This is a genomic window from Sulfurimonas sp. SWIR-19 (assembly GCF_020410885.1).
GTDB lineage: Bacteria > Campylobacterota > Campylobacteria > Campylobacterales > Sulfurimonadaceae > Sulfurimonas > Sulfurimonas sediminis.
In genome coordinates this window covers 234,929-260,027 of sequence record NZ_CP084578.1, presented here as the reverse complement: position 1 = coordinate 260,027, position 25,099 = coordinate 234,929, and the positions used below count along the sequence as shown (strand labels likewise).

Here is a 25,099-nt window from a genome sequence, read left to right as displayed (position 1 = left end):
CAAACCTTACTTATGGTGTAACTTTTTTGTGCACTCGACCTGCATCATACCATCTATACTTTTTACCGGTGTTTTAAAGGCAAAAAGCAGATTTGTGAATTCATATGTTCCAAACGAGAAAACTACGGCAGTAGTATTTTCTTTTTGCACTATTTTACAGTCATTATACTGTTCTTTTATGATTGCATTACATGTATAAGCATTATAGGGTGGTTTTTTATCTTTAAAACGAGGATCAAATACCGGAATTTGCTCTCCATTTTTAGTAAGTGTGCAGTTGCTATCTTTTGAGCTGTATTTTAAGAGATAAGTATCTTCATAAGCAGAAGATGCATAAAGAGAAAATAGACCTAAAAAAATAGAAATTAGAAAAAAACGCATAAATGATTCCTTAAAAAATTTTGAATAATCTGAAAAAGGTTCTACACCCAAAAGGGTGTAGTAAAAAAGCAACTATTGATTAATAGCTGTTACCGTTATTGTAGATTGGAAGATCTTTGAATTGACCTAGAGCTACATTTTTCAATGAAGCCATACCATACACATCTGTTGGTGTAGTTGGAATAGAAACTTCAATAGAAATCGACTTACTAGCATCAAAGTTAGCATCTTTTGCTACAGCTAAGGTAGCTAAATCAGAAGCTTTGTATTTTTTTGTAGTATTGGCAGGTAAATTAGCTAAACCGTCATCGACAGAATTTAATTGTACAACAGTACCATCTTGATCGATAAGTGTAAAGTAAATACCAGTATCCAAGCTACTTCTATTTGTAAACTTCATATAAGTTACATAGTTTGATGTAGGCATAACATCAGGAATCTGTGCATTGTAACCATAAATAGTCCATTTTCCAGCATTCCCTGTTGATTTTGTGATTATATCAAAATTAGTAGTTCCGCTTGTAACGTACGCATGTGCATCAAAAACAGTTTTTTTGATTTCTGCAGTGCCATTATTAGTTAATGTCAATGTAGCATTTGCATCATGAGCCGTAGTTGTAGTATTAAAACCAGTGATTGTAGTAGTATCATTTAAGTCAGTCAATGTTCCTGCTCCTACTCCTGTTCCAGAGAAAACTCCAGTTGACATATAGGCAGATGTATTTTGATCAAAGAACACATTTAAGTTTACAGTAGGAACTCCTAAAGAAGCACCACTAAGTGTTGCATTTTTATGAATATTAAAAATTGCATTATCAGCTAACTTCGTAGCACCATCTGAGTTCTGATCATAGAACAATTTGAAAGAACTAGAAGCGTCTATTCTTGCATCAAATTTTTGTGTAATACTACCAGTAAACTCTTTACCTACTGTAGCTATTGTTGTAGCAGGTGCTAAGTCAGCCTGTGCTTGTGAATCTCCAGAGTAAAGTTCTGCCTGAAGTGTCAAGTTTGCAGTTGAACCTTGTGCTACAGTTACTTTTGTAACATTTGCATCTATGAGTATAGTACCATTATCATCAGCAACTATATATTTTTTATTGTTATATACATAGATTGTTGAATCTATCGCGTTAAAAGATGCAACCTCACTGTTTGTACCAGAAACTTGCATATCACCAGCAACTCTTCTCCAGTTAGCAATAGAAGTATTTGTCTCATTCCCATCAACAGGACCTTCCCAAACAGAAGTGTTTGTATCAACATTTAAAGCTGTTCCCCCACCAAATGTATATTTGAAAATAGGGTTTTTCAAAGATGTTGCAGGAATATCTGTTGGTGTATATACTACCTTATATACTCCTCTAAAAGCTTTAGAAACATTCACGTCGCTTAAAGATAATTTTTCTTGTCCTATAAGACCAATTGTATCAGTATTTGTAATTGTTCCAGCCATTGCAATGGTGCCAAGAACTGAAGCAGCTAATGCTGATAGAGCTATTTTATTTATAGTCATAAAGACTCCTTTTGAGTAAAATTTCGCGCGAAATGACTCCTCCGAGTCAATTCTCAACATAATTCTATAGGAATTAACCTTAAAAAAACTATAATTGTGCAGTATCTAAGAATTGCATTAACTTTTTAAACTTATATGTTTGCGCATTTATCTCTTTAGAAGTTTTTATAATAATAGGGCGGATAAGCATAATGAGTTCTGTTTTAGTTGTTTTGTAACTCTGATTTGCAAAGAGATTCCCGATGTAGGGGATGTCTTTTAAAAGTGGCACACCCCCTTTTGATTTACTTTTATTCGTCGAGATAAGTCCTCCTATGAGAATAGTATCGCCACTTTTCACAACTGCCACTGTATCAAGTGTTCTGTTGACGATAAGAGGCGAATCTATGCCTGAAGTATCGTTAAGTTGTGCTTCTGAAAGATTTATAGAGATGTTCATAGTCAGTATGCCGTTTGAGTTTATAGTAGGCGTGAGCCCGAGATTTATACCCGTGTTTCTATAGCTTATGTTTCGGTTTATGGTCGGGGTCGTTCCTGTTGTAATGTCTGAGGCAGATGTCTCACTGGTGATGATTGGCACTTGCGTTCCGACATTAATGCTGCCTGTAGAGTTATTTAGTATAAGAATCTTAGGTCTTGAGAGTATGTTTAAGAGTTGCTTTTCGGCAAAAGCATTTACTGTTGCATCAAGATAATTTCCGCTAAAAACAACACCTAAACCACTTCCCCCGCCTGTAATATTTAAAAGTGATTTTGGCAGATTTTTACTCTGGTTTGTTATAGCATACTCAAAGCCAAGACTGAAAGTGTCTGTCATAGTTACTTCTGCTACAGTGACCTCTACAAGGGTTTGCAGTGGCAATTTATCTAACTCTTGTATAAAAGGAAGTAAAATACGATAATGGCTCGGGGCAAGTTTTAACATTAAAATATTTGTATCTTTATCGGCTGTTACTGTTGGCGTATAATCAGCACGAGAGATAAAAAAGTTATTTAATACTCCTTGTGTTTGCTTCTTTTGTGTTTTTTTCAGTTTTTCTGTACTCTCTTTTTTACTTATGCTGTTTTTTTTGGTACTTTTTTTTGAAAGACCCAACACTTTTGAAATAGCCGATGCCAACTCTTCTGCTTTTCTGTTTTTCACATGATATATATAGAGTCGTGGCTCTTGTTTTACTTCTGTTTGTACATCAAGTTTCTTTTTCCAGTATAAAATCATATCCAGCCACTCTTTTTTGGGCGTAATCACATAAAGAGCATTCAACTCTTTTATAGGAAGCAATACTATGCCTCCTGTTGCCGGATTATTTGTAACTTTAATGCTGTTAAGAGCAAGAATATTTTTAATGTTTGACAAGAATTTTTCTACTTCAATATTTTCAAAATTAACAATATAGGGAATTTTTCCTTGCAAAAATGGTCTGTCAAGAAGATTTACCAATTTTAATGCTTTACGTACTTCTGAAGCTTTTGCTTTTAAAATTTGTATTTTTTTGAGTACATAATATTTTTTGACATTTTTAAGTCCTACCAGATTAAGCATATTGCCTACATTTCCACCGTTTACATAGTAGTAAGGGACAAACTGTACTACTTCTTTGTCATCAGGCACAGTTTTTGGCAAACTTCTGCCATAGCCTATATAAACATCTTGTATATCAGAAAGTGCCTGGTTTGTTTGAGATTTTTGTATAAAGAATATACCTTCCTTATGTTTTACTGATACTCCATTCATTTTTAAGATTTGCTTTACAACTTCAAAAACCTGAGAAGAGTTTTGGGGTGTTTGCATATTCAGAGTAACAGGTGATTTCATTTTTTTTACATCTTCACTGACAACATAGTTCAGTTTTAGTACCGATCCAAATACCAAGTCAACAAACTCGTTCAAAGGAATGGACTCTACGGATATTTTTACTTTATTTCCTTTTATACTAAACTTTTTTTGTCGTTTATTTTTCAAAGAAAGCTCTTTTTTATACCCTTTGTCAAAAAGAGGCACCCGTTCATAAGCACTCTCTTCTTTTAATTTGCCTTTTTTCGTTTGTTTTTTTAATGTGTACTTTTTTTCCAGCATAACAGAACCATTGTTATCTACGCTTAAATGAATATCACTTAAAGTTGCTAAATCTTTTTTCTGTTGTGGCTTGGGTGTGACAGGTGTACAGGCATTCATTATCAAAAGCAATATGATTAGGCTAATACTGTGTTTCATTGGTATCCTTTGGTTTGTATTTTGTAGCATTGACATCAAAAATGTCAAATTGCCACTCTTTTGTTGTGTTGTTTTGTGCAACGGTAAAATGGTTGTGGCGTATCTCTTTAATATAAAGAGGTTCTTGCAATGTTTGTTTATAGCCTATGGCTGCTATGTGATTGTTCGGTAAAGTTTTTCCATAAAAGACAACATACTTTGCACCTTCTTTATAGTACATTCCTAAAAATCTGTAGCAGTTTTTATCGATACAGAGTCTGTTTTTCTCTTTTGTAATCGTGTAGTTTGTTGTGTTACTCTCTTGCTCTTTTGTACTGTTTAGCTCTTTTGTTTGTATCACCTGTTCTTTAATGCCCCACATGTAGGCAAAAGTTCTGTTTGTATCAAAAACTTTTGTAAACTGCTCAAAAGGTTTGGCATCAACCTCGAGTATATCTTTCTTGTGCGTTCTATAATTTTTTTTGTCAAAAAAGTCATAAGCGAGTAAAAATATAACTGTCATTGTAAAAAGAAAAAACAGTATCTGATTTTTAAATGGCATCTTTCATCCTAAAAGCAACAACGTTTGTGCTGAATTGCAGTTTTTGTTTCGCTTTTTTCGGAACAACTATTTTAGAATCTTCCAATATAAAAAGTTTCTCCCTCTTTTGCAATCTGTCGACAAATGTAAATATGTCTTTTGGTGAGCATACTATGCTTAAGGAGATTTTCATTCTCTCATACCAGGAAGTTCCTGCCGGTACCTGTGACCACTGCATACGTTTTACAGTGCAGAGCCCTTTTGCCGCATCTTGAAGCATCTCCTGCATTTCTCCCATGCTCTGAGAATAATTTTTTTTGTTTGTAAAAAAAAGTTTTTTTTCTTTGACAAGCAGCTGTTCTTTTGAAATTTTTTGATGATTGAGACGCTCATTTTTTGCTATTTTAGTTTCTAAAAGTATGATAGTATTGTTTAGTTTTTTTCTGTCGGGTAAAAAATAATTCATATAGTTGACAAACGCTACAAAAGTTACAAGCAAAATGAGCAGTTTAGTTTGGTTGGCACTCATTTAATGCTCCTATTTAATGTAATAGTATAGTTATAAACTTTTATACCGCCTCTTCTTGTATAGGTGTTTGTTATGATGACCTCTTTGACATAAGCGAGTTTATTGAGTCGCTGCAAGTACTTTATACCATCATCTTTTTTGGTTTGAATGCGTAATTGCACAAGATTTGAAGTTATATCAAGATAAACAACTTTTGCTTTGTCTGTCGGCAAAATAATTTTATTTAGATCATACACTATCTGCAGTGGATTAATAGCCTGAAGCTCCTCTTTTGCAAAACTGTTTAATTTTTCTACCACCTGATTGTGATGTGCAATCATCTCTTTTGTTTTTGTATTTTGTTGCTGTAATGTTTTATACTCCCGGGTGAGTTTTTCTATTTTGTTTTGCATAAAATAAGCTTGTGAAAAAGTCACCAACATATAAAAAACAAGTGCTGCTACAAGCGGGTATGTCAACTTTTGCAATATAAAATCTTGCACTTTTTCTTTTGAAAAGTCAATGTTGACAAATTGCTTCAAGTCATGAAGCTTTAGCTTTTTTAGCCCTTTTTTCAGAAAATCATTATACTCTGCCGATGAGAGTGTTGTGATATTCTCCAAGCTGTACTCTTCTTGTGCCACAGTGATTTCACTTGCATCATTGACTTGAAATTGTCCTAGAAGACGCTTGTTTTTCATCACAAAAAGCAGTTGTGTTTCACCCTTAAATACAAAAATTCCATCGCCCATATCCTGCAGTGCTTTATAGATAAAAAAACTCTCCGGAACAACAAACAATGCTTTAAACGGTTGTGCTTTTGTAAACCAAACATACAGGGAATTTTCTTCTTGATAGTAGCAGATAAAAGGGTTTTTAAAAGGAGATTTTTTTGCATAATTAAATGCTATAAGCTCTTTACTTAGCTTTGTGCCTTCTGGCACATTAGAAGCCAAAAAGAAAAGCTTGTCTATAGGAATGATAAAGAGCAGGTTGTATTTAATCAAATACTGTATCATCTTCTCCAAACGCTTCCCTTTTAAAATTTCTAGCAATTATAGCAAAATATATACTGTTTTAGTAAACCTTATAAAACAAAGTTTTATAAGCCTGTTTTGAATGAGGACGAAAATTTATCATAGTCATAATTTTAGTTTTTGCTTTGTTTATTTTGACCGTTATTTCAATCTTTATAATATAAGAGAGATAAAATCCCATACTTTCATCATTATAATTTTTATTTTGCATCACCAACTTTATAAACTTTTGCAAATCTTTTTCTTTGTATTGTAGCAAGGTGTCCGCTTCTAAAGGGTTGAGTTTCAATAAACTTATAAGATATTTTTTGTTTACCAGCGTCAAATTGACCATAGCACCATTACTTTGTGCATAAAGAGTCTTTTTAAGTTGATTCCATTGTTGTTTTGACAAATCACGAACTCCTTTTATAAGATGCAGTTCAGATATACTTTGTAATACTGTTATATTGCCTGGTTGGTATTGTAGGTCTTTTTTAAGTTGATAGTAAGCTTGCTCAGCACCGTTGAGTCGAACATTATTGTCTGTGTCTATCCAATCTTTTACAGAGTCTTTTATAGAGTAAAACAGTTCTCTTTGGCTGGAATCTGTTGCCATTTTTGCAACGAGTTGTGCATCTGGGTAAAAGACATTTATCATACCCGAGGCATCTTGGAGTCTGATTCTTGCATTTTTTACCTTATATGCTCTTCCATCTACGATAAATCGTGATGGAAGTTGTAAAGTTTTTATGTTGTTTATAATGCTTCTGTTATCGTAATTTCCTGTCAATATATAAAATTTTAGTGCCTCAAGATAGTTTTGTGCTATAATTTTTGAGTTAAGTTTATCTTTGAGATTATAACTGAGTTGCACCGTGTCACGGGAGAGTGTAGATAGATAAGCTACGCCTACTAAGAGTGCCGCAACAATCCACAAGACAATTGCTAAAGCAAAGCCGCCTCTTTTAGTAATCATACAGATTCTCTTCTATACTGGCTTTTGTAGTATTTGCATCGGTTTGCACTTTTATGTAAAAAGTATATTTTTTATTGTTTTGCTCAATGTTAATTTGTACTGCACGAGGAAGATCGTTTTTTAAGGATGTCACTTGTTTCTCGTCCCTTGTTTTATATGAAAAAGAGCATTTTTCTAAATTTTTCATTAGGGTTAAAACTTTTTTCTCTTCGCTGAAGTCAGGTTGTAAAAAGTTCATATTTGCATATAACGGTTCTTCTTCATACATAAGTTGCTTATCCTTACATGTAAGGCAAACAAGAGAATCTACATTGCTAAAGAGTGGATTTATCGTTATAAATTTCATTTTTTTTGCATCTGCATCAAAAAAATAGTACCAAGAGTGCGGAATAACTCTTTTGACAATGTCATACTCTTGGAGTGCATAGTATTTCATAGATGTTATAACGCTTCTGAGTTGTGTATAACTTATGGCACTGTTAATAGATGATAGTTTTGTTTTGTGTATAGTAATGAGTTGCAAGCGAAATGAAAAAAGGGCAACACCTATGAGGAGTGTAAGCAAAACAACCCCAACGAGCATTTCAACCAATGTAAATGCTTTTCTCACAAGAGACTCTTTGTAACAGTTTTGTTATAGGTGTATGTTTTGTCAAAGTTTTTTGTTTTAATGTGCAATATAACTTTGTAAAATGAAACTAAAGTACTTCCTATATTTCCTTCTGCATCACCTATTTCAAATGCTTTTTGATATGTTCTTAAAGAGTCTACAAGCGTACACTTTGCACTATAGCTATAGAGAGCAAATTGACCTTGCATCTCTTTGTATCCATCTTGACAAATTGTGTCATCAAGTAAATCGTGTAGAGACAAAAATGTAATATAATCTGTTTCATATTTTTCTTGTTTGTTTTGCACAAGACGCAACTGTTTAATGGTTGTTACCGATGTAGCAATAACTAAAAAAAGAATAAGCATAGAAATGAGAACTTCAATCGTTATACTGGCTTGTCTCAATAACAACTCCTCGTTTCGTTGTTCTGTACTCTTTTATGCCCACAGTTACATTATGTTCTTGCAGTGTAATGAAAGAATCGGCTCGCATTTTTGAAAGATTTTGAAGCTCTTTGTTTTTGTTTAGTGAGCCCTCAAAACGACTAAGCATCTTTGAGCCTATCGGTACGACAACGCCCAGCACGACAGTCATAATCACTAAAACGACCAGTAACTCTACCAGTGTAAATGCTTTTCGTTTCATCACCCGGCAATATCCGTCATGCTCATTACAGCCATCATAATAGCCACGACAATAATGGCAATAAAAATACCCAAACCAACAATAACAGTCGGTTCTAAAACAGCTAAAAGTTTTTTTACATTTGCACTAAATGCATCACTGTGTCTTGTTGAAAGTGATTTGAATACTTTGTCTAAAGATGCACTGCTTTCACCAACATTTAAAAGAGCAATATCGCTAGAAGGTACAAGAGAACTCATACTAAAGACTTCACTAAATTTTTGTCCTCTTTTTAACTCAAAAAGTGTATTTTTTAACAAATCTTGCAATTCAGGTAAGAGTTTCACTTTTTGTAACTGTTTTAAAGCCCTGTCTAATTCCAAACCGCCGACAAGCATAGTACTTAAAGCACTGTAAATGATAGTTAACTGCAAATCTACAATAACATTCGTTAGCTTTGGAACTCTGTAGATTACTTGCATCCACGGAATAGGAAATTTTTTCAAAAGTACAATAATTGTAATGACAACAACAGCTATTAAACCGAGAGCTTCACTCATATGTGCGCTCAAATATTTTCCTATAGATAAAACAGCGTATGAGAGTGAGGGCAATGTTTCAAACTCTTCTGGAGAAAAAATAGTTGCAAATTTTGGAATAATCAGGAAAAAAATTAAAAATGAGACGACAACACTCATACCCACCAAAAAAAGCGGATAGGAGAGTGCCTGTTTTACATCGGAACGAATTTTTTTTTGAAAAGTCAAATAGTCAAACAACTGCAGTAAACCGTTTGAAAGAGAACCCACCTCTTCGGCAGTTGAAATAAAACTTATAGAGAGTGTGTCAATCACAACACCCTCTTTTTTCAATGCCTCTTTCATCGCTACAGAGAGTTGATTTCCTGCTTTAACAGATAGTAACAGTGAAGTTAAGATTCTTCTGTATGCCTCTTTTTTTGTTGTTTTTCTCAACATTTTTAGTGATTGGTCAATAGGCATGCCGGAATTTGTCAAGTAATACAACTCTTCAATGAACCCTAAAAAATCATCTTGTGAAAATTTTGACTTGTCCAGTTTTTCTTTTTTTTCTTTAAATGAAATTAAAAGTAACTTTTTTTTGGCAAGCATTTTTTCAAACTCATCTTTTGAGCCTTCAAAATTTCCTTTAATTTTTTCCCCGCTGGAGACTATTGCCTCATACTCAAAGTAACTAGCCATTATGCAAGCCTAACCACTTCTTCTAAAGAAATTCTACCCTCTAAAAATTTTAAAATACCGTCATCTTGCAATGTTCTGTAGCCTAGTGAACGTATATCTGAAAAGTCTCTGTTTTTGTCAAGCTGTTCTATTATTTTTCTGTCAAAAGGAATTATTTCCATAATAGGCATCCGCCCTTTATAGCCGGTAAAATTACACTTTTTACACCCGACTGCTTTACATGTATTGAGCGGAGTTTCTAAAAACTGTTGCAAATATTCTACATTGTAAATTTTCTTCTCACTTTCAGAGAGAATAACAGGCTCCTTGCACTCTTCACATAATCTTCTTGCCAATCTTTGTGCCATAAGCCCTACTATGGAAGATTTTAATAAAAAATATTCCATACCCATATCGAGCAGTCTTGAGATGGCTCCAATAGCCGAATTTGTATGAAGGGTTGAGAGAACCAGGTGACCTGTCAGTGCAGACTGTATAGCAATTTGTGCTGTCTCTGCATCACGAATCTCCCCTATCATAATGACATCCGGGTCTTGTCGTAAAATGCTTCTTAATGCATTAGAAAAAGTATAATCGATGTTCGGTTTGACCTGAATTTGGCTAATTCCATCCAGCTGGTATTCCACGGGGTCTTCTACCGTTATGATTTTCGTTGCTTCATTGTGAATGTAGTTAAGAGCAGCATAGAGTGTTGAAGTCTTCCCACTTCCTGTAGGTCCGGTTGTCAAGATGATTCCATTTGGTTTTTTGAGCATTTGTTTGAGAAGGTTTAAGTTGTCTGTATGAAAGCCCATATTGTCCAGTGTCAAATCTATTGAATCATTACCCAAAAGTCGCAGAACAAAACTTTCTCCAAATGCCGTAGGTACTGATGATGCACGTATATCAATCTCTTGAGAAGATATTTTCATACTGATTCGTCCGTCTTGCGGTAGACGATTTTCTGAAATATTCATTTTTGAAAGTAGTTTCAATCTCGCTGTAACAGCCTGTTTTAGCTTTGTAGGAATATTGTCAACTGTTTTTAACACGCCATCAATACGAAAACGTACTTTAATACCGTATTTGTATGACTCAAAATGAATATCTGAAACATACAGACTTGTTGCTTTTGCAAAAATATTGTTTACAAGTTTAATCACCGGTGCTTCAGAAGCCAGTTCTTTGAGTTTATCAACTTCATCTTCAAAGAAGTCTTCCTCTACTTCATCGGTATATTCATACAGCTTGATAATGTCACGCAACTCTTCTTCAGTCGCCAAATAAAGTTCTAGTTTATAACTTGTCAATGATTTTATATTTGCCAAAACACTACTTTTGAGTGGGTCGTGTGTGACTAAATGGAGCGTTTTATTTTCTAAAGCAATCGGATAAATAGCATTTGTTAAAAAATAGTCATTTGAAATTTCATTTAAATCTATTCGCTGTGGCGTTTGGTCAAAATTTTTATACAGTTTCAAATTATAAAGTGTTGAGAGTGCTTGCATGTAGGATTCTTCCGTAATGGCACCCAAATTTAGAAGAATATTCCCTATATGCCCTCCGTACTCTTGTTGAATCTGACGAGCCTGCTCCACATCTTCAACAGAACAGCTGTTTTGTTCGAGTAGAACTTCTTCAAGTGTTCGCATTATTCCCAAACCGAAATATCTTTTGCGTCTCCGCTACCGCCCTTTTTTCCATCGGAACCTAAACTATATAAGTCATAAGGGTTACTGTCTGCACCTGGTTGCTTATAATGATACGGATTTCCCCAAGGATCTGCTTTAACTGCTTTTGGCAGGTAAGGACCATCCCAGTTTTTCACATTGGAATTCTTAGTCCACAATATTGCCAAACCCTCCTGTGTCGTTGGGTATTTACCGACATCAAGTCTGTAACTGTCTAGTCCTTGAGAAAGCATTTGCATTTGTGCTACTGCTGTTTTCACCTTTGCACTGTCAAGCTTACTAAAAAGCTTTGGGGCAACCAATGATGACAATAATGCTATAATAACAATTACAACTAAAAGTTCGACTAAGGTAAAAGCACTACGCATTTTTTTTTGAGACATGACTCTGTATCTTTTCATTTTTACTCCAAAATATCACTTATTTTACCACAAACCATGGATTTAAAAGATTTTCTTTATTATACACTATTGGTGCTTGTGTTTTGTAACTACAGGTCATTTTTCCACTTTCTCTTACAATAGCATCTGCTGCTGCAGTGTCCCACTCCATTGTGGGTGCCAGACGAGGGTATATGTCTGCCGCTCCCTCCGCTACCATACAAAGTTTGAGTGAACTTCCTTTACTGACCTGTTTTATCTCTTTTGCATCAAGAGTGTCTATAAACTCTTGTGTCTCTGGGGAAAGGTGTGACTTTGAAGCAACAACAAAGAGCTTTTCTTTTGGTGTATGATTTACATGTAATGGCAATTTTTGATTATTTTTAAAAGCCCCGTGACCTTTTTTTGCTTTATATATCTCATCCATTGCCGGAGCATACACAACTCCGAGCACAGGTGTCTTTTTATATATAAGTGCGATATTTACCGTAAATTCATCATTTTTTTTGATAAACTCTTTGGTACCGTCTATTGGGTCTATACACCAGTAGTACTCCCATTTTTTCCTTACTTCGTACTCTGTTTGCTTGTTTTCTTCTGACATTATCGGTATATTAGGGTAAAGCGTTTGCAGTGATGCACAAATAATTTCATTTGCTTTTGTGTCTGCCTCTGTAAGTGGCGACTTGTCGTCTTTATACTCTATGGTAAAATCTTTTGCATATATCTGCATAATTGCCTCACCTGCTTCTTTGGCAACAGACACAATCTCTTCTAAATCTATTTTTTCTAACATAATAATCAACCTCATTTAAAATATAAACAGTACCCTGGTACTGCTCAATGCCATTAAGTTAAGCATTTTTTTGGAACGCGGACTTTAGTCTGGGCTGAGAGTGGCAAGACTATTGCAACAGCCCGCACTGAAGAAAAAAAATTTAGTTTTTCTAAGTCATGCTTTAGCATAGAAAGTACGGGTTCCGTCCGATTCACCTGGAAGCGGTACTTCAGTGCCGCCGTGTTGCAACGAAATATTTTTACTCTCCTCTAAAATATCCGTTTCTTTTTAAGTAATTCATAATTTTTTCCACACTTGATTCTATTGACATTGTATCTGTTTGTATCTCAATTTCTGCTTTTTGAGGTGCTTCATAAGGTGAAGATATTCCTGTAAAGTCTGCTATCTTTCCTTTTCTTACTTTTTCATACAAGCCTTTTGGATCACGATTTTCACATACTTCAAGAGGGGTATCTATAAAAATTTCTATAAACTCTCCATTTTCCACAAGTGCTCTTACACTGTCTCGCTCTTTTTGAAAAGGAGATATAAAAGCACTCAGCACTATAAGCCCACTGTCGACAAAAAGCTTTGCAACCTCACCTATACGCCTTATGTTTTCCGCCCGATCTTCATCAGAAAATCCAAGTCCCTTGTTTAACCCCATACGAATGTTATCACCATCTAAAAGATAAGTATGTTTTTGCATCTCATTGAGCTTTGCTTCTACTGCATTGGCAATGGTACTTTTACCACTTCCACTAAGACCCGTAAACCATAAAATACACGGCTTTTGATTTTTGATGCTGCTTCGTTCTTCTTTGGAGACATGATGTTCGTGCCAGATTATATTTTTATTTGACATAGTTCTTCTTTATATATTTTACTATCGTTACCACCGCTTCATCAACAGCAGTTTTTGTCGTATCTATCACAATCTCTGCATGTTGTGGTTCTTCATAAACATCATTAACACCCGAGAAGTTTTGCAGCTCTCCTTTTAGTGCTTTTTCATACACACCCTTGTAGTCTCTTTGTTTACATGTATTCACATCTGCTTTGAGGTAGACCACGACATTATTTTTTACCATCTCACGGATCGCTTTTCTGCTCTCTCTGTATGGACTCACAAACGATGCAACAGTAGAGACTGAGTTATTTTGCAGTGTTTTTATAAGATGTCCTATGCGTTTCATATGTCTGTTTCTCTCTTCTCTGCTAAAACCTATGTCAGGGACTACATCTCTAATGTCTTTAGAGTCTAATCTCTCCAATGGAATGTGCAACTTTTTCAGCTCTTCGTAGACTTTGTCTGCTATGGTTGTTTTTCCACTCAGAGGTAACCCTGTAAACCAAAGATTAAAAGGCTCTATTCTTTGTTTACCCCAACGAAGCTTTTGCCAGATTCGCTCATGTGCCCAATAGAGTGCAATTTTAAGCACTGTCTCTATCATCCCGGCAGCTATTGCAAGATCAAGCCTTCCAAAAAAAGCATAGACAATGATGATAGTGGTAGTAGTTGCAACTATTCGCCAGCTTATACCTTTGACTATGCTTCGTTTATTTGTCTCTTTATACATTAAATCTTTTTACATCCCCATTCAGGAAAATTCACTCGAATATACTCATTTAATGCTATCTCGGCATCTGTATATTCTCTATGATTTTTAAGCTCTTTATCACTCTCCCGTTTGGCTACATCCACTATCATCCCTGCACCGACAGTTTTGTTGGTAATTCTGTCAACTACTATAAAGCTTCCTGTAAGTTTGTTCTCTTTGTAGCTGTCTGCTGCTATGGGTCTTGTAAGAAGCATTTTACAAGAGGCGATGTCATTGAGTCCGAGTTGTTCTACCTGCGTTCTTTTGTAGGTATTTACATCTACTCTGTAGTTGATATGCTCAAAACTTCCGCTTACAACAGAAGTTGCCCGTTTGATATCATAGGTTTTTTGCAACTGCATCGGTTTTTCATCCATCCAGACAAGCATCACTTTCAGAGCATTTGAGACTCTTGGAATGGCATTGGTATGCACTATCATATCACCGCGGCTGATGTCTACTTCATCTTCTGTGGTAATGGTCACTGCCATAGGAGCATAGGCTCCCTGTGTCATTGCCTCTCTGTTTGCTTCTGTAATGTCGTGGGCACTGAGTATGCTTTTTACTTTTGTGGTTTTTCCGCTTGGAAGGACAGTAATCTCATCACCAACCTCTACACTGCCACTGGCTATTGTCCCGCAAAAGCCTCGAAAGTCCAGATTTGGACGGTTGACATACTGTACAGGGAAACGGAAGTTCTCCTCTTTTATCTCTTTGTTTATGTCCATAGTGTCTAAAAGACTCAGGAGTGGTTTTCCTTTGTACCATGGAGTGTTCTTACTTGCGTTGACAACATTGTCACCATCTAATGCACTGAGCGGGATGTAATAGGTGTTTTTTATTTCAAGCTCATCGGCTATTGCCTGGTAATCGTTTTGGATTTTGTTAAACACATCTTCTGAGAAATCCACCAAATCCATTTTGTTGATAGCAACAATAACATGTTCAATGCCAAGCAGACTGACTATAAAACTGTGTCTTCTTGTCTGTGTGAGGATGCCTTTTCTGGCATCTATAAGAATGATGGCAACATCAGCGGTGCTTGCACCTGTCACCATATTACGAGTGTACTGTTCATGTCCTGGGGTGTCTGCAATGATATATTTTCTACTCTCAGTTGCAAAAAATCTGTATGCCACATCAATGGTAATACCTTGTTCTCTTTCACTTTGCAAACCGTCAACAAGCAAAGCCATATCTATCTTTTCTCCGGTTGTGCCATACTTCTCGCTCTCGGCTTCTACGGCTGAGAGCTGATCTTCAAAAATAGCTTTTGAATCATACAGCAATCTTCCTATAAGGGTAGATTTCCCATCATCAACACTTCCACAGGTTAAAAAACGGAGCATATCTTTGTTTTCATGTTCTTTTAAGTAGCTTTCTATATCGAGTGCGATTTTCTCTTGTGTTACACTGTCCATTAAAAGTAGCCCTCCATTTTTTTCTTCTCCATAGAGCCTATCTGGTCTTTATCTATGAGACGACCTTCTCGTTCACTGCTTGTTGAGAGGAGCATCTCTTTGATGATTTCAGGGAGTGTTGTGGCAGTTGAATTTATAGCACCTGTAAGCGGGTAACATCCAAGAGTACGAAATCGCACCATCTCTTTTTTGGCAGTTTTGCGAAGCTCTTCGGGCATTCTCTCATCGTCTACCATTATTTTTGTCCCTTCATACTCTACAACTTCTCGCTCTTTGGCAAAATAAAGTGATGGGATCTTAATATTTTCCAGGTAGATGTATTGCCATACATCAAGTTCTGTCCAGTTACTGATAGGAAAAACTCTTACTGATTCACCTTTTTGGATAGCAGTGTTGTAGATGTTCCACAGTTCCGGCCTCTGGTTTTTTGGGTCCCATCTGTGGTGTTTGTCACGGAATGAAAATATTCGCTCTTTTGCACGGCTTTTTTCTTCATCCCTCCTTGCTCCTCCGATGACTGCATCATAGCCACCTTGCGTGAGCGCCTGTTTAAGTGCCTGTGTTTTCATGATGTCGGTATGGACTTTACTTCCATGTGTAAACGGGGAGACATCCATCTCAATTCCCTCAGGATTAGAGTGTACTACAAGGTCAAATCCAAGTTCTTTGGCACGGTTGTCACGAAACTCTATCATCTCTTTAAATTTCCATGTTGTATCTACATGTAAGAATGTAAAAGGCGGCTTGGCAGGAGCAAAAGCTTTCATGGCGAGATGCAGCATCACAGAGCTGTCTTTTCCTACACTGTACATCATTACAGGGCTAGAAAATTCTGCCGCTACTTCACGTAAAATGTGGATTGATTCTGTTTCCAGTTGTTTTAGATGGTTTAGTTTCTCTTTAGTTATCATCATATCTCTTTAGGTACCAATTTATTGTCCGAATTATACCAGAATTAAAATTCTCATCCGCTTTCCAGCCAAGTTCATTTTCTATCTTGGTAGCATCTATAGCATAGCGTCTGTCGTGCCCGGCTCTGTCTTCTACAAAAGTTATAAGTTCTTTATAACTCTCTTTGCCAATTCTCTTGTTTGGTGGCACTTTTTCATCAAGTATACTTGTAATGGTATCTACTATTTGAAGATTCGTTCTCTCGTTTCTTCCGCCAATGTTATAAACATTACCCTCTTTTCCTGTATGGTACACCAAGTCTATCCCTTTACAGTGGTCAAGTACATAGAGCCAGTCTCTTATGTTTTTTCCATCTCCATAGATAGGGATAGGCTCACCTGCCAATGCTTTTCTGATGATAGTAGGAATGAGTTTTTCATCATGCTGTTTTGGTCCATAGTTGTTTGAACAGTTTGTTATGACAGTGTTTAGTCCGTATGTCTCTTGATAGCTTCGCACTATCATATCGCTACTTGCTTTTGATGCCGAGTAGGGAGAGTTTGGAGCATAAGGTGTCTCTTCTGTGAAGAGGTCTGTCTCATTTAAAGTACCATAGACTTCATCTGTGCTTATGTGGTGAAATCTTGGAAAATGATTTTTATTAGCGTTCTCAGCCGAGGTTAAAACCTCGGTTCCGTATTTTTCTTTATATTTAAATGGTTTTTCCATCCAGTGCTTATAGGCTACATCCAAAAGAGTAAAAGTTCCGTTCACATTTGTCTCTATAAATATACCCGGGTTTTTAATGGAGTTATCTACATGTGACTCTGCCGCAAAGTGAATAACACCTCTGATGTCATACTCGTCAAATATAAACTCAATGAGTTCACGGTTACAGATGTCACCTTTTATAAATTTATATCGTGGGTTATTTTCGCACTCTTTTAGATTGTCTAAATCTCCGGCATACGTAAGAAGATCAAGATTTACTATATTATATTTTTCATATTTATCTATAAAGTAAGGAACAAAGTTACTTCCTATAAAGCCTGCACAGCCTGTTACTAAAATTGTTTTTTTATCGTTATCAAACATATTATTTTCTTTCTCCCATAATTCTTAAACATTCATCCAAACTCTCTTTCCAGTAAGGAATTTCTATATTAAAATCTTTTTTTATTTTTGCTTTGTTCAGCAGTGAGTAGTGTGGCCTTTTTGCAGGCGTCGGATACTCTTTTGTCTCGATTGGGCTGATTTTACAATCAAGATTTGCCATTCTCATAATCTCTTTTGCAAAATCATACCAGCTCAATACTCCTTCATTGGAGTAGTTATAAATTTGCACTGCATTTGTTGTACTGTTAGCCGGCACTGAAGTATCGGCTCCGATGATGTTTAAAATAACCTGTGCCAAATCTTTTGCATAAGTAGGCGTGCCTACCTGATCAAATATTACACCAAGGGCATCTCTCTCTTTGCCTAAACGCAGCATAGTTTTTACAAAGTTATTGCCAAACGAACTATATACCCAGGATGTTCTTATGATTATGGAATTTTTTGGATTGATTGCACGCATGGCATTTTCACCTGCAAGTTTTGTAGCTCCATAAACACCGGTTGGATTTGTGACATCATCTTCCACATAAGGTCTGTAATTTTTCCCATCAAAAACATAATCTGTTGAAATATGAATGAGTCTGATATTATGTTCTTTGGAAATCTGGGCAAGATATTTTACAGCCAAATGGTTTACACTGTCTGCATTTTCTTTATCTTCTTCTGCTTTATCAACAGCGGTATAGGCTGCTGCATTGATAATAATCTTTATATTTTTTGACCTTATAAACTCTTTTACTTTTTCAAAATCTGTGATGTCCAAATCTTTTGCAGTAGTAAAAAAACATCTATAGTTTGAGACTAAAAATTTACTGTTTAACAGTCTCAGTTCAGAGCCCAGTTGACCATTCGCGCCTGTAATTAAAATATTATTCATAATAATTTACACTATAATCAAAAATGTCTTTTGTTTCGCAAAGCTTAGGCTGTACCTTGTCTTTTGCTGAGAGTTTCAGCTCATCAAGCGGCATTTTCCAGTCAATACCGAAGGCTTCATCACTAAAAAGAATCCCTCTGTCATTTTGGGGTGAATAGTAATTATCTACCTTGTATGCAAATACAGTATCATCTTCTAAAACGACAAAAGCATGGGCAAAGCCGCGAGGGACTAAAAGTTGGCGTTTGTTATCACCGCTGAGTTCTACACTTACATGTTTACCGAAAGTAGGACTTCCTTTTCTGATGTCAACCGCAACATCCAAAACTCGCCCCTGAATGACTCTGACAAGCTTTGTTTGTGCTGCAGGAGCCAGTTGGTAGTGCAGCCCTCGTAAAACACCGCGGGAGCTTTTAGATTCATTGTCTTGGCAAAAATTTATTTTATATCCCAAAAACTCTTCCAGCTTGTCAGCCCGGAATGTTTCTACGAAGTAGCCTCTTTCATCTCCATGCACTTCCGGTTCTATTATAACCACATCAGGTATTTCTGTTCTTATGAAGTTCATCTTTGCACTATTCCTTCTTCTGCTCTTCTTAATAAATATTGTCCATACCCATTTTTCTTTAAAGGTTGTGCCAGTTCTATCAGTTTTTCAGCAGTTATATAACCCATTTCATGTGCAATTTCTTCAATACAGGCCACTTTAAGCCCTTGTCTTTTTTCAATAGTCTGAATAAACATGCTCGCTTCCAATAAACTCTCATGTGTACCGGTATCTAGCCAAGCATAACCTCTTCCCATCAGTTTCACTCTCAATCTTTTTTCATTTAAATACTCTTGATTTAAAGTTGTGATTTCTAATTCCCCTCTATCGCTCGGTTTTACATTTTTTGCTTTTTTGACTACATCATTCGGATAAAAATAGAGTCCAACCACAGCATAATTACTTTTAGGGTTACTTGGTTTTTCTTCTATAGAAACGACTTCTCCATTTTCGTCAAACTCTGCCACTCCATAGCGTTCAGGGTCGTTTACATAATAACCATAGACTGTGGCCTTATTCTTCTCTTTTGCATTGACAACACTTTCTGCAAGTAATTTTGACAAACCATGTCCATAAAAAATATTGTCACCCAAAATAAGACACACATCAGAAGTACCAATAAACTCTTCTCCGAGTAAAAAAGCCTGAGCAAGACCATCGGGCGAAGGTTGCACTTTATAGCTAAACTGCATACCAATATCTGAACCACTGCCTAAGAGCTCCTCAAACCTTGGTAAATCCGTTGGCGTTGAGATAATAAGAACTTCCCTGATACCGGCCAACATCAAAATAGAGAGCGGGTAATAAATCATCGGTTTATCATAAATTGGCACCAACTGCTTAGAGACACCTTTTGTAATTGGGTACAATCTTGTACCACTCCCTCCTGCCAATATAATGCCTTTCATATTTAAACTCTCCCTAATTTTATATTTTATATTTTACACTAACTTATACTAATTTAACATAAATTCTGTTCCAAAACCCTATCAAAGATGACACAAAAGTGACAAATTTTATTAGTGATTTTTAACGCCGGTTTTTATAAACTGTCGATATCACTTAAGAAGGAAAACAACAGATGGTAGAATATATTTTAAAAAGAGACGGTTCATACAAACAGTTTTTCTCTTATAAGATAGAAGATGCCATCAAAAAAGCTTTTTTAAGTGAAAATGTAGATTTTGACGAGACGGTATATATCAAAGTCATTCAAAGGCTTGATGCAAAACGGGTTGTTGCTGTTGAGGATATACAGGATATTATAGAACAAGAGCTGTACAAAGCAAAATATTTCGATGTTATGCGCTCTTTTATACTCTACAGACATCTTCATAAACTTCAAAGAGAGAAAATTATTGAAGACGACACTACCTATATCCATTCGACACAGACTATAGAAGAGTATATCAGCGGAAGTGACTGGAGAATAAAAGCAAATTCAAATACAGGCTATTCAAGTGCCGGTCTTGTGAACAATACGGCAGGAAAGGTTATTGCAAATTACTGGCTTGACAAAATTTACTCAAAAGAAGAGGGGTATGCGCATAGAAACGGGGACTATCACATACACGATTTGGACTGTTTGACCGGATATTGTGCCGGCTGGAGTCTGAGGGTTCTTCTGGATGAAGGGTTTAACGGAGTAAGAGGAAGAGTGGAAAGCGATGCGCCAAGGCATTTCAGAGAAGCGCTTGGGCAGATGGCGAACTTTTTAGGAATTTTGCAGAGTGAATGGGCCGGCGCACAGGCCTTTTCGTCTTTTGACACCTATCTGGCGCCTTATCTTTTCAAAGATCAACTTTCATACAAGGAGGTAAAAAAAAATATTCGCAGTTTCATATATAACCTAAACGTACCCGCTCGATGGGGACAATCACCTTTTACAAATATCACTATAGATTGGAACGTTCCTGATGATTTGAAGGATCAGATTCCAACATGTAAGCAGGAGCATCTTTTTAAAAATATTTCAGATACCGGGTTAAGATTCAAAGCACTGCAGAGGGGAGTTTCATCCCTCACAGAAATGACCTATAAACATTTTCAAAAAGAGATGCACATCATCAACAAAGCTTACTATGAGGTTATGACAGAGGGAGACAAAACCGGTCAGCCTTTTACATTTCCTATACCTACCGTCAATATCACAGAAGATTTTGACTGGTACGGTGAAAATACCGACCTGCTGTTTGAAAATACAGCAAAAATCGGCTCTTCTTACTTTCAAAATTTTATAGGAAGCCAATACAAACGTGACAAAAATGGAGAACTCATAGCCAATGAGGCAGCCTACAAACCGGGGCATGTCAGAAGTATGTGCTGCAGACTACAGCTTGATTTAAGAGAATTGCTTAAACGAGGCGGTGGTCTTTTTGGCAGTGCGGAAATGACAGGCAGTATAGGGGTTGTCACTATAAATATGGCAAGGCTCGGCTTTTTGCACAAAGGCAATATGGAATCACTCCTGCAGCGTCTTGATGAACTCATGGAGTATGCAAAGTCTACATTGGAGAAAAAGCGTGTTTTTATTCAGGAAATGTATGACAAGGGACTTTTTCCCTACACTAAAAGATATCTGCCCGGGTTTAGAAACCACTTTTCTACCATCGGGGTCAACGGAATGAATGAAATGATTTTGAATTTTACCGGAGGCGCCTATGACATCAGTTCCACACAGGGCATTGACTTTGCCACTGAGATATTAGACCACATAAGAAAAAGAATGGTCGAGTTTCAGGAGGAAACAGGCAATCTTTACAACCTTGAAGCCACACCGGCGGAGGGAACAACCTACCGCTTTGCCAAAGAAGACAAAAAAAGATACGGTGACAAAATCATACAGGCCGGTATGGATGAAAACATCTACTATACCAACTCTTCACAGATTCCTGTAGGGCTTACCGATGACCCTTTTGAGGCACTGACCCTGCAGGATGAACTGCAGACAAAATACACCGGAGGCACCGTTTTGCACCTTTACATGCAGGAGCGTCTGAGCTCAACCGAAGCCTGCCGCAGGCTGGTCAAAAATGTCATTACAAATTTCAGACTGCCCTATATTACAGTCACACCGCTTTTTTCCATTTGTCCAAAACACGGCTATCTCTCCGGAGAACACGAATACTGTCCAAAATGTGACGACGAACTGATACAAGAATATGAACAATGTCATTAAGTTAAGAGAATTAATGGCATTGAAAAGTATGAAAACAAAAAAAAAGGAAGCATCATGAGTAAAAATGAAATATTAGATATAGTCAAAGAACAGAGACAAAAATGTATAGTATATACACGCGTTATGGGTTATCATCGACCTGTTGAGAGTTTTAACATAGGAAAAACAGGTGAGCACAGACAACGCAAACAGTTTAAAGAGTAAAAAATGCATTTATGATATCACAAAGTTTACCCATCTGGACTATCCTGACCATCTAGCCTGCATCGTATGGTTTGGCGGGTGCAATATGCGCTGTGATTTTTGCTACAACAAAGAGATAGTCTTTGCAAAAGAAGGCAGCTACAGTATGGAAGATGTGCTGAAGTTTTTACAGACAAGAGTTTCTTTGCTTGATGCTGTCGTCCTCTCAGGCGGAGAAGCCTCTTCCTATGCCCTCACTGATTTTTGCAAAGCAATCAAAAAGCTCGGATTTTCAATCAAACTTGACACCAACGGTACAAACCCTTTACATGTAAAGGAACTCCTCGGTCTGAACCTGCTTGATTATGTCGCGCTGGACTATAAAGCCCCGGAATATAAATTTACACCTGTGACACACTCCGGCAAATTTCATGAATTCAGCCAAACACTTGATCTGCTTATCCGCAGTGGTATTGATTTTGAAGTCAGAACCACACTCCATACCGATTTGCTCACTGAAGATGACATCAACTGTATTCTCTCAGATTTAAAGACAAGAGGCTACACGAATGCCTATTATATTCAGGAGTTTGTCGAGACAAAAAGCACTGTAGGCGGAGTGCAAAAACCTTCAAAACCTTTCAACAAATCTCTCTTAAGAAGCAATTTTCCTGTAATTTGGAGATAAATTCCTTTTTCTTGACGTAAATCAATTTTTTACTGCCGTTTATAAGTTATCATTCTGTGAAATTTAAATCAGACAAAAATTGTCTTATTTAAAAAAACTGAGTATTTGTATACTCTTAACAAGGAAATATCATGACAAAAGTTATACTTACATTTACATTGGCAATGGTTGCACTACAGGCACAGGACACAGTACACTACGACAAAAAAGAAGTAAAAAAACCGGCTATAGCAAGACCATACCATCCGGGTCAGAATTAATCCGAGGCTATTGACTAGACGCTATCTGATAGCCCAGTCCTTTTACATTTATAAGGAACTCTTTGGAAGTTTTTTCTCTAAAGCGCCTTATAAATGTTCTTAATCTTTCATCACTTACATCTTCTTTCCAAATCATATTTTTGATTGCTGCATATTCCAAAACGCCTCGGTTCTCCTCATAGTTTTTGACTAAGGCCTGTAAAAACAGAAGTTCCTTTTTTGAAAGTGCGATATATCTGTTGTTTTTGTAGAGACTGTTGGTAGTTTTATTAAATACAAATCCGTCCAAAAAATTTAAAAGCTTTTTGCCGATGCTTGCTTCTAGCGAGAGGATATACTGTAAAACCTCATCCGGATCAAAAGGTTTTATAAAGTATTTGACTACCCCGGTATCTATCGCACCCAACAATTTTTCCACATCACTAAAAGCACTCAGTATTATAATTTTACTCTGTGGATTTATGCGTTTTATCTCCTGCGCCATTTCCAGTCCGCTTTTGTTTGGCATCATAATATCGGTGATCACGATATCCGGAAAAACCTTCTTGTATATATGTAAGCCCTCATCACCGTCTTTTGCCAGTAAAAAACTGTGAAAATGATCTCCGATAGCATTTTTCAGTAACAGTGAAAGTTTTTCTTCATCTTCAACAAATAAAACTTTCAGACTTTTTAAAAATTTATTTCTCATTCTCTTTTCTCTCTGTTTTGCAGTGGGATTTTTATACTGAAGGTTGTAGAGCCGTTTTTGGATTTTACATCTATGGAACCGTTCAAACCCTGTTCACAAATCATTCTTGACATAAACAGCCCAAGCCCTGTACCCGAGGAGGAGTGCTTGGTCGTAAAATAGGGTTCAAAAATTTTATATATCTCTTTTTCTTTAATACCGCCGGCATTGTCACTAAACTCTATAAGTGCAAAATCTTTTTCTTTTTTTACACGTATATATATCTCTTTGATCAAAACAGACGACTGCAAAAAAGCATCTTTTGAATTTTGGATTAGATTGATAATCACCTGTGTCAGCTCATTTGAAATGCCTAAAATTTCCACATCTTCAAACTCGGTATGCACACTGATCATCTCTTTGATTATAATTTTTTCTAAAATGTTTAATGATTCATTGATGCTGTCTGCTATTTTAAAATAGTGTTTCTGCTTTGTCGGTTTGAAAAAGTTGGTAAAATCATCAATCGTTATCGACATATTCTGTATAATCGCCTTGCTCTCATCATACAGATTCTGCACCTCCTCTTCCTCGTTGTTCAGCGCTGCTTTTTTTAGACTAAAGAGTGTCAGACTGAGTTCTGTGAGCGGTTGTCTCCACTGATGGGCTATGTTTGCAAGCATTTCGCCCAGACTTGCAAGCCGTGACTGCCAAAACATCACTTTTTGCTTTTGTTCGTTTTTGGCTATCTCTTCTTGCACCCGAAGCTCAAGCGTTTCATTGAGTTCTTTGAGTTCCTGTGTCTTCTCCTGCACCCTTTTTTCAAGATTTTCATTGAGTTCCTGCAGCTCTTTTTCTTTTTGCTCGAGACTCTTTTTGTAAAACACCTCTTTTGTAACATCATAACGAATCGCCACAAACTCTTCAATATTGTTGTCTTTGTCAAGGATGGGAATGACGGTGGTATTGACATAAAAAGTTGTCCCGTCTTTTGCTCTGTTTTTGACCGTAGCCTTGTATGTTTTTTTTGCCTTGATTATCTCCCACAACTTCTTAAACACAGAGGTTGCAACATCAGGATGTCTGACAATATTGTGGTTTTTTCCTATAAGCTCCTCTTTTGAATAGCCGGAAATTTTGCAAAACTCCTCATTGACAAAAGTAATGATGCCGTTTACGTCGGTTTTGGAAATAATATTGCTTTTTTCAATCGCTTCTTTATACTGTTCTAACATAGTTTAATTCTA

At 36.4% G+C, this 25,099-nt stretch carries 28 protein-coding genes; 4 read left to right on the top strand and 24 right to left on the bottom strand.

Annotation, left to right across the window (positions count from 1 at the left end; all coding sequences use genetic code 11):
• Positions 1-6: 6 nt before the first annotated feature.
• From LCX93_RS01390 to rfbA, 22 genes are all read right to left on the bottom strand, one after another.
• Positions 7-381: a hypothetical protein gene (locus tag LCX93_RS01390; RefSeq protein WP_226067470.1), complete on the bottom strand. Its 375-nt coding sequence runs from the start codon at positions 379-381 to the stop codon at positions 7-9.
• A 79-nt stretch (positions 382-460) separates the two neighbouring features.
• Positions 461-1,897: a Slr4 family S-layer protein gene (locus tag LCX93_RS01385; protein ID WP_226067468.1), complete on the bottom strand. Its 1,437-nt coding sequence runs from the start codon at positions 1,895-1,897 to the stop codon at positions 461-463.
• Positions 1,898-1,985: 88 nt separating this feature from the next.
• Complete coding sequence (locus LCX93_RS01380) at positions 1,986-4,112, bottom strand: secretin GspD/PilQ domain-containing protein (protein WP_226067466.1); 2,127 nt, start codon at positions 4,110-4,112, stop codon at positions 1,986-1,988.
• Entirely contained in the window at positions 4,096-4,653 is a 558-nt protein-coding gene (locus LCX93_RS01375) for a hypothetical protein (RefSeq protein WP_226067464.1), read from the bottom strand. Before LCX93_RS01375 ends, LCX93_RS01380 begins: the two co-directional genes overlap by 17 nt.
• Entirely contained in the window at positions 4,643-5,161 is a 519-nt protein-coding gene (locus tag LCX93_RS01370; protein WP_226067462.1) for a hypothetical protein, read from the bottom strand. Before LCX93_RS01370 ends, LCX93_RS01375 begins: the two co-directional genes overlap by 11 nt.
• Complete coding sequence (locus LCX93_RS01365) at positions 5,158-6,168, bottom strand: hypothetical protein (RefSeq protein ID WP_226067453.1); 1,011 nt, start codon at positions 6,166-6,168, stop codon at positions 5,158-5,160. The genes LCX93_RS01370 and LCX93_RS01365 overlap by 4 nt, the downstream gene beginning before the upstream one ends.
• A 49-nt stretch (positions 6,169-6,217) precedes the next feature.
• Positions 6,218-7,135, bottom strand: coding sequence for a type II secretion system minor pseudopilin (locus tag LCX93_RS01360; RefSeq protein WP_226067451.1), 918 nt, complete (start codon positions 7,133-7,135; stop codon positions 6,218-6,220).
• Positions 7,125-7,745, bottom strand: a complete 621-nt coding sequence (locus LCX93_RS01355; RefSeq protein ID WP_226067449.1) for a prepilin-type N-terminal cleavage/methylation domain-containing protein — start codon at positions 7,743-7,745, stop codon at positions 7,125-7,127. Before LCX93_RS01355 ends, LCX93_RS01360 begins: the two co-directional genes overlap by 11 nt.
• A complete protein-coding gene (locus LCX93_RS01350) occupies positions 7,742-8,152 on the bottom strand; it encodes a hypothetical protein (protein WP_226067447.1) in 411 nt (136 codons plus the stop codon). The genes LCX93_RS01355 and LCX93_RS01350 overlap by 4 nt, the downstream gene beginning before the upstream one ends.
• Positions 8,127-8,393: a prepilin-type N-terminal cleavage/methylation domain-containing protein gene (locus LCX93_RS01345; protein WP_226067445.1), complete on the bottom strand. Its 267-nt coding sequence runs from the start codon at positions 8,391-8,393 to the stop codon at positions 8,127-8,129. The genes LCX93_RS01350 and LCX93_RS01345 overlap by 26 nt, the downstream gene beginning before the upstream one ends.
• On the bottom strand, positions 8,393-9,592 hold the full coding sequence (locus tag LCX93_RS01340) for a type II secretion system F family protein (RefSeq protein WP_226067443.1): 1,200 nt from the start codon (positions 9,590-9,592) through the stop codon (positions 8,393-8,395). The genes LCX93_RS01345 and LCX93_RS01340 overlap by 1 nt, the downstream gene beginning before the upstream one ends.
• Complete coding sequence (locus LCX93_RS01335) at positions 9,592-11,223, bottom strand: GspE/PulE family protein (RefSeq protein WP_226067441.1); 1,632 nt, start codon at positions 11,221-11,223, stop codon at positions 9,592-9,594. Before LCX93_RS01335 ends, LCX93_RS01340 begins: the two co-directional genes overlap by 1 nt.
• Complete coding sequence (gene gspG, locus LCX93_RS01330) at positions 11,223-11,663, bottom strand: type II secretion system major pseudopilin GspG (RefSeq protein ID WP_226067431.1); 441 nt, start codon at positions 11,661-11,663, stop codon at positions 11,223-11,225. Before gspG ends, LCX93_RS01335 begins: the two co-directional genes overlap by 1 nt.
• A gap of 19 nt (positions 11,664-11,682) precedes the next feature.
• Entirely contained in the window at positions 11,683-12,438 is a 756-nt protein-coding gene (gene cysQ, locus LCX93_RS01325) for a 3'(2'),5'-bisphosphate nucleotidase CysQ (RefSeq protein WP_226067429.1), read from the bottom strand.
• Between the two features lie 241 nt (positions 12,439-12,679).
• Complete coding sequence (cysC, locus tag LCX93_RS01320) at positions 12,680-13,285, bottom strand: adenylyl-sulfate kinase (RefSeq protein ID WP_226067427.1); 606 nt, start codon at positions 13,283-13,285, stop codon at positions 12,680-12,682.
• Positions 13,275-14,000: an adenylyl-sulfate kinase gene (gene cysC, locus LCX93_RS01315; protein WP_226067425.1), complete on the bottom strand. Its 726-nt coding sequence runs from the start codon at positions 13,998-14,000 to the stop codon at positions 13,275-13,277. Before cysC (LCX93_RS01315) ends, cysC (LCX93_RS01320) begins: the two co-directional genes overlap by 11 nt.
• Positions 14,000-15,442: a sulfate adenylyltransferase subunit CysN gene (gene cysN, locus LCX93_RS01310; protein ID WP_226067423.1), complete on the bottom strand. Its 1,443-nt coding sequence runs from the start codon at positions 15,440-15,442 to the stop codon at positions 14,000-14,002. Before cysN ends, cysC (LCX93_RS01315) begins: the two co-directional genes overlap by 1 nt.
• Positions 15,442-16,353 carry a sulfate adenylyltransferase subunit CysD gene (gene cysD, locus LCX93_RS01305; RefSeq protein WP_226069393.1) on the bottom strand — a complete coding sequence of 304 codons (912 nt, stop codon included), beginning with the start codon at positions 16,351-16,353 and terminating at the stop codon, positions 15,442-15,444. The genes cysN and cysD overlap by 1 nt, the downstream gene beginning before the upstream one ends.
• Entirely contained in the window at positions 16,343-17,428 is a 1,086-nt protein-coding gene (gene rfbB, locus LCX93_RS01300) for a dTDP-glucose 4,6-dehydratase (protein WP_226067422.1), read from the bottom strand. The genes cysD and rfbB overlap by 11 nt, the downstream gene beginning before the upstream one ends.
• 1 nt (position 17,429) lies before the next feature.
• A complete protein-coding gene (gene rfbD, locus LCX93_RS01295) occupies positions 17,430-18,326 on the bottom strand; it encodes a dTDP-4-dehydrorhamnose reductase (protein WP_226067420.1) in 897 nt (298 codons plus the stop codon).
• Positions 18,319-18,894 carry a dTDP-4-dehydrorhamnose 3,5-epimerase gene (gene rfbC / locus LCX93_RS01290; protein ID WP_226067417.1) on the bottom strand — a complete coding sequence of 192 codons (576 nt, stop codon included), beginning with the start codon at positions 18,892-18,894 and terminating at the stop codon, positions 18,319-18,321. Before rfbC ends, rfbD begins: the two co-directional genes overlap by 8 nt.
• The gene (rfbA, locus tag LCX93_RS01285; RefSeq protein ID WP_226067415.1) at positions 18,891-19,781 is read right to left on the bottom strand and encodes a glucose-1-phosphate thymidylyltransferase RfbA; all 891 of its coding nucleotides are present in this window, start codon (positions 19,779-19,781) and stop codon (positions 18,891-18,893) included. The genes rfbC and rfbA overlap by 4 nt, the downstream gene beginning before the upstream one ends.
• A gap of 173 nt (positions 19,782-19,954) precedes the next feature.
• Here rfbA and LCX93_RS01280 point away from each other — a divergent pair, with 173 nt between their 5' ends.
• From LCX93_RS01280 to LCX93_RS12550, 4 genes are all read left to right on the top strand, one after another.
• Positions 19,955-22,051, top strand: coding sequence for a ribonucleoside triphosphate reductase (locus LCX93_RS01280; protein WP_226067413.1), 2,097 nt, complete (start codon positions 19,955-19,957; stop codon positions 22,049-22,051).
• A gap of 54 nt (positions 22,052-22,105) precedes the next feature.
• A complete protein-coding gene (gene nrdD, locus LCX93_RS01275) occupies positions 22,106-22,255 on the top strand; it encodes an anaerobic ribonucleoside-triphosphate reductase (protein ID WP_226067411.1) in 150 nt (49 codons plus the stop codon).
• The gene (locus LCX93_RS01270) at positions 22,221-22,922 is read left to right on the top strand and encodes an anaerobic ribonucleoside-triphosphate reductase activating protein (RefSeq protein ID WP_226067409.1); all 702 of its coding nucleotides are present in this window, start codon (positions 22,221-22,223) and stop codon (positions 22,920-22,922) included. Before nrdD ends, LCX93_RS01270 begins: the two co-directional genes overlap by 35 nt.
• 131 nt (positions 22,923-23,053) lie before the next feature.
• Positions 23,054-23,182: a hypothetical protein gene (locus LCX93_RS12550; RefSeq protein WP_255613235.1), complete on the top strand. Its 129-nt coding sequence runs from the start codon at positions 23,054-23,056 to the stop codon at positions 23,180-23,182.
• Between the two features lie 7 nt (positions 23,183-23,189).
• On the opposite strand, the gene LCX93_RS01265 is transcribed toward LCX93_RS12550, so the two are convergent.
• Both LCX93_RS01265 and LCX93_RS01260 read right to left on the bottom strand, forming a co-directional pair.
• Positions 23,190-23,873: a response regulator transcription factor gene (locus LCX93_RS01265; RefSeq protein ID WP_226067407.1), complete on the bottom strand. Its 684-nt coding sequence runs from the start codon at positions 23,871-23,873 to the stop codon at positions 23,190-23,192.
• A complete protein-coding gene (locus tag LCX93_RS01260) occupies positions 23,870-25,087 on the bottom strand; it encodes a PAS domain-containing sensor histidine kinase (protein WP_226067405.1) in 1,218 nt (405 codons plus the stop codon). The genes LCX93_RS01265 and LCX93_RS01260 overlap by 4 nt, the downstream gene beginning before the upstream one ends.
• Between the last annotated feature and the right edge of the window lie 12 nt (positions 25,088-25,099).

Coding starts and splice junctions, on each gene's coding strand:
- LCX93_RS01390 (WP_226067470.1), bottom strand. CDS start 381: ATGCGTTTTTTTCTAATTTCTATTTTTTTAGGTCTATTTTCTCTTTAT.
- LCX93_RS01385 (WP_226067468.1), bottom strand. CDS start 1,897: ATGACTATAAATAAAATAGCTCTATCAGCATTAGCTGCTTCAGTTCTT.
- LCX93_RS01380 (WP_226067466.1), bottom strand. CDS start 4,112: ATGAAACACAGTATTAGCCTAATCATATTGCTTTTGATAATGAATGCC.
- LCX93_RS01375 (WP_226067464.1), bottom strand. CDS start 4,653: ATGCCATTTAAAAATCAGATACTGTTTTTTCTTTTTACAATGACAGTT.
- LCX93_RS01370 (WP_226067462.1), bottom strand. CDS start 5,161: ATGAGTGCCAACCAAACTAAACTGCTCATTTTGCTTGTAACTTTTGTA.
- LCX93_RS01360 (WP_226067451.1), bottom strand. CDS start 7,135: ATGATTACTAAAAGAGGCGGCTTTGCTTTAGCAATTGTCTTGTGGATT.
- LCX93_RS01345 (WP_226067445.1), bottom strand. CDS start 8,393: ATGAAACGAAAAGCATTTACACTGGTAGAGTTACTGGTCGTTTTAGTG.
- LCX93_RS01340 (WP_226067443.1), bottom strand. CDS start 9,592: ATGGCTAGTTACTTTGAGTATGAGGCAATAGTCTCCAGCGGGGAAAAA.
- LCX93_RS01335 (WP_226067441.1), bottom strand. CDS start 11,223: ATGCGAACACTTGAAGAAGTTCTACTCGAACAAAACAGCTGTTCTGTT.
- gspG (WP_226067431.1), bottom strand. CDS start 11,663: ATGAAAAGATACAGAGTCATGTCTCAAAAAAAAATGCGTAGTGCTTTT.
- cysQ (WP_226067429.1), bottom strand. CDS start 12,438: ATGTTAGAAAAAATAGATTTAGAAGAGATTGTGTCTGTTGCCAAAGAA.
- cysC (WP_226067427.1), bottom strand. CDS start 13,285: ATGTCAAATAAAAATATAATCTGGCACGAACATCATGTCTCCAAAGAA.
- cysC (WP_226067425.1), bottom strand. CDS start 14,000: ATGTATAAAGAGACAAATAAACGAAGCATAGTCAAAGGTATAAGCTGG.
- cysN (WP_226067423.1), bottom strand. CDS start 15,442: ATGGACAGTGTAACACAAGAGAAAATCGCACTCGATATAGAAAGCTAC.
- cysD (WP_226069393.1), bottom strand. CDS start 16,353: ATGATAACTAAAGAGAAACTAAACCATCTAAAACAACTGGAAACAGAA.
- rfbB (WP_226067422.1), bottom strand. CDS start 17,428: ATGTTTGATAACGATAAAAAAACAATTTTAGTAACAGGCTGTGCAGGC.
- rfbD (WP_226067420.1), bottom strand. CDS start 18,326: ATGAATAATATTTTAATTACAGGCGCGAATGGTCAACTGGGCTCTGAA.
- rfbC (WP_226067417.1), bottom strand. CDS start 18,894: ATGAACTTCATAAGAACAGAAATACCTGATGTGGTTATAATAGAACCG.
- rfbA (WP_226067415.1), bottom strand. CDS start 19,781: ATGAAAGGCATTATATTGGCAGGAGGGAGTGGTACAAGATTGTACCCA.
- LCX93_RS01280 (WP_226067413.1), top strand. CDS start 19,955: ATGGTAGAATATATTTTAAAAAGAGACGGTTCATACAAACAGTTTTTC.
- nrdD (WP_226067411.1), top strand. CDS start 22,106: ATGAGTAAAAATGAAATATTAGATATAGTCAAAGAACAGAGACAAAAA.
- LCX93_RS12550 (WP_255613235.1), top strand. CDS start 23,054: ATGACAAAAGTTATACTTACATTTACATTGGCAATGGTTGCACTACAG.
- LCX93_RS01265 (WP_226067407.1), bottom strand. CDS start 23,873: ATGAGAAATAAATTTTTAAAAAGTCTGAAAGTTTTATTTGTTGAAGAT.
- LCX93_RS01260 (WP_226067405.1), bottom strand. CDS start 25,087: ATGTTAGAACAGTATAAAGAAGCGATTGAAAAAAGCAATATTATTTCC.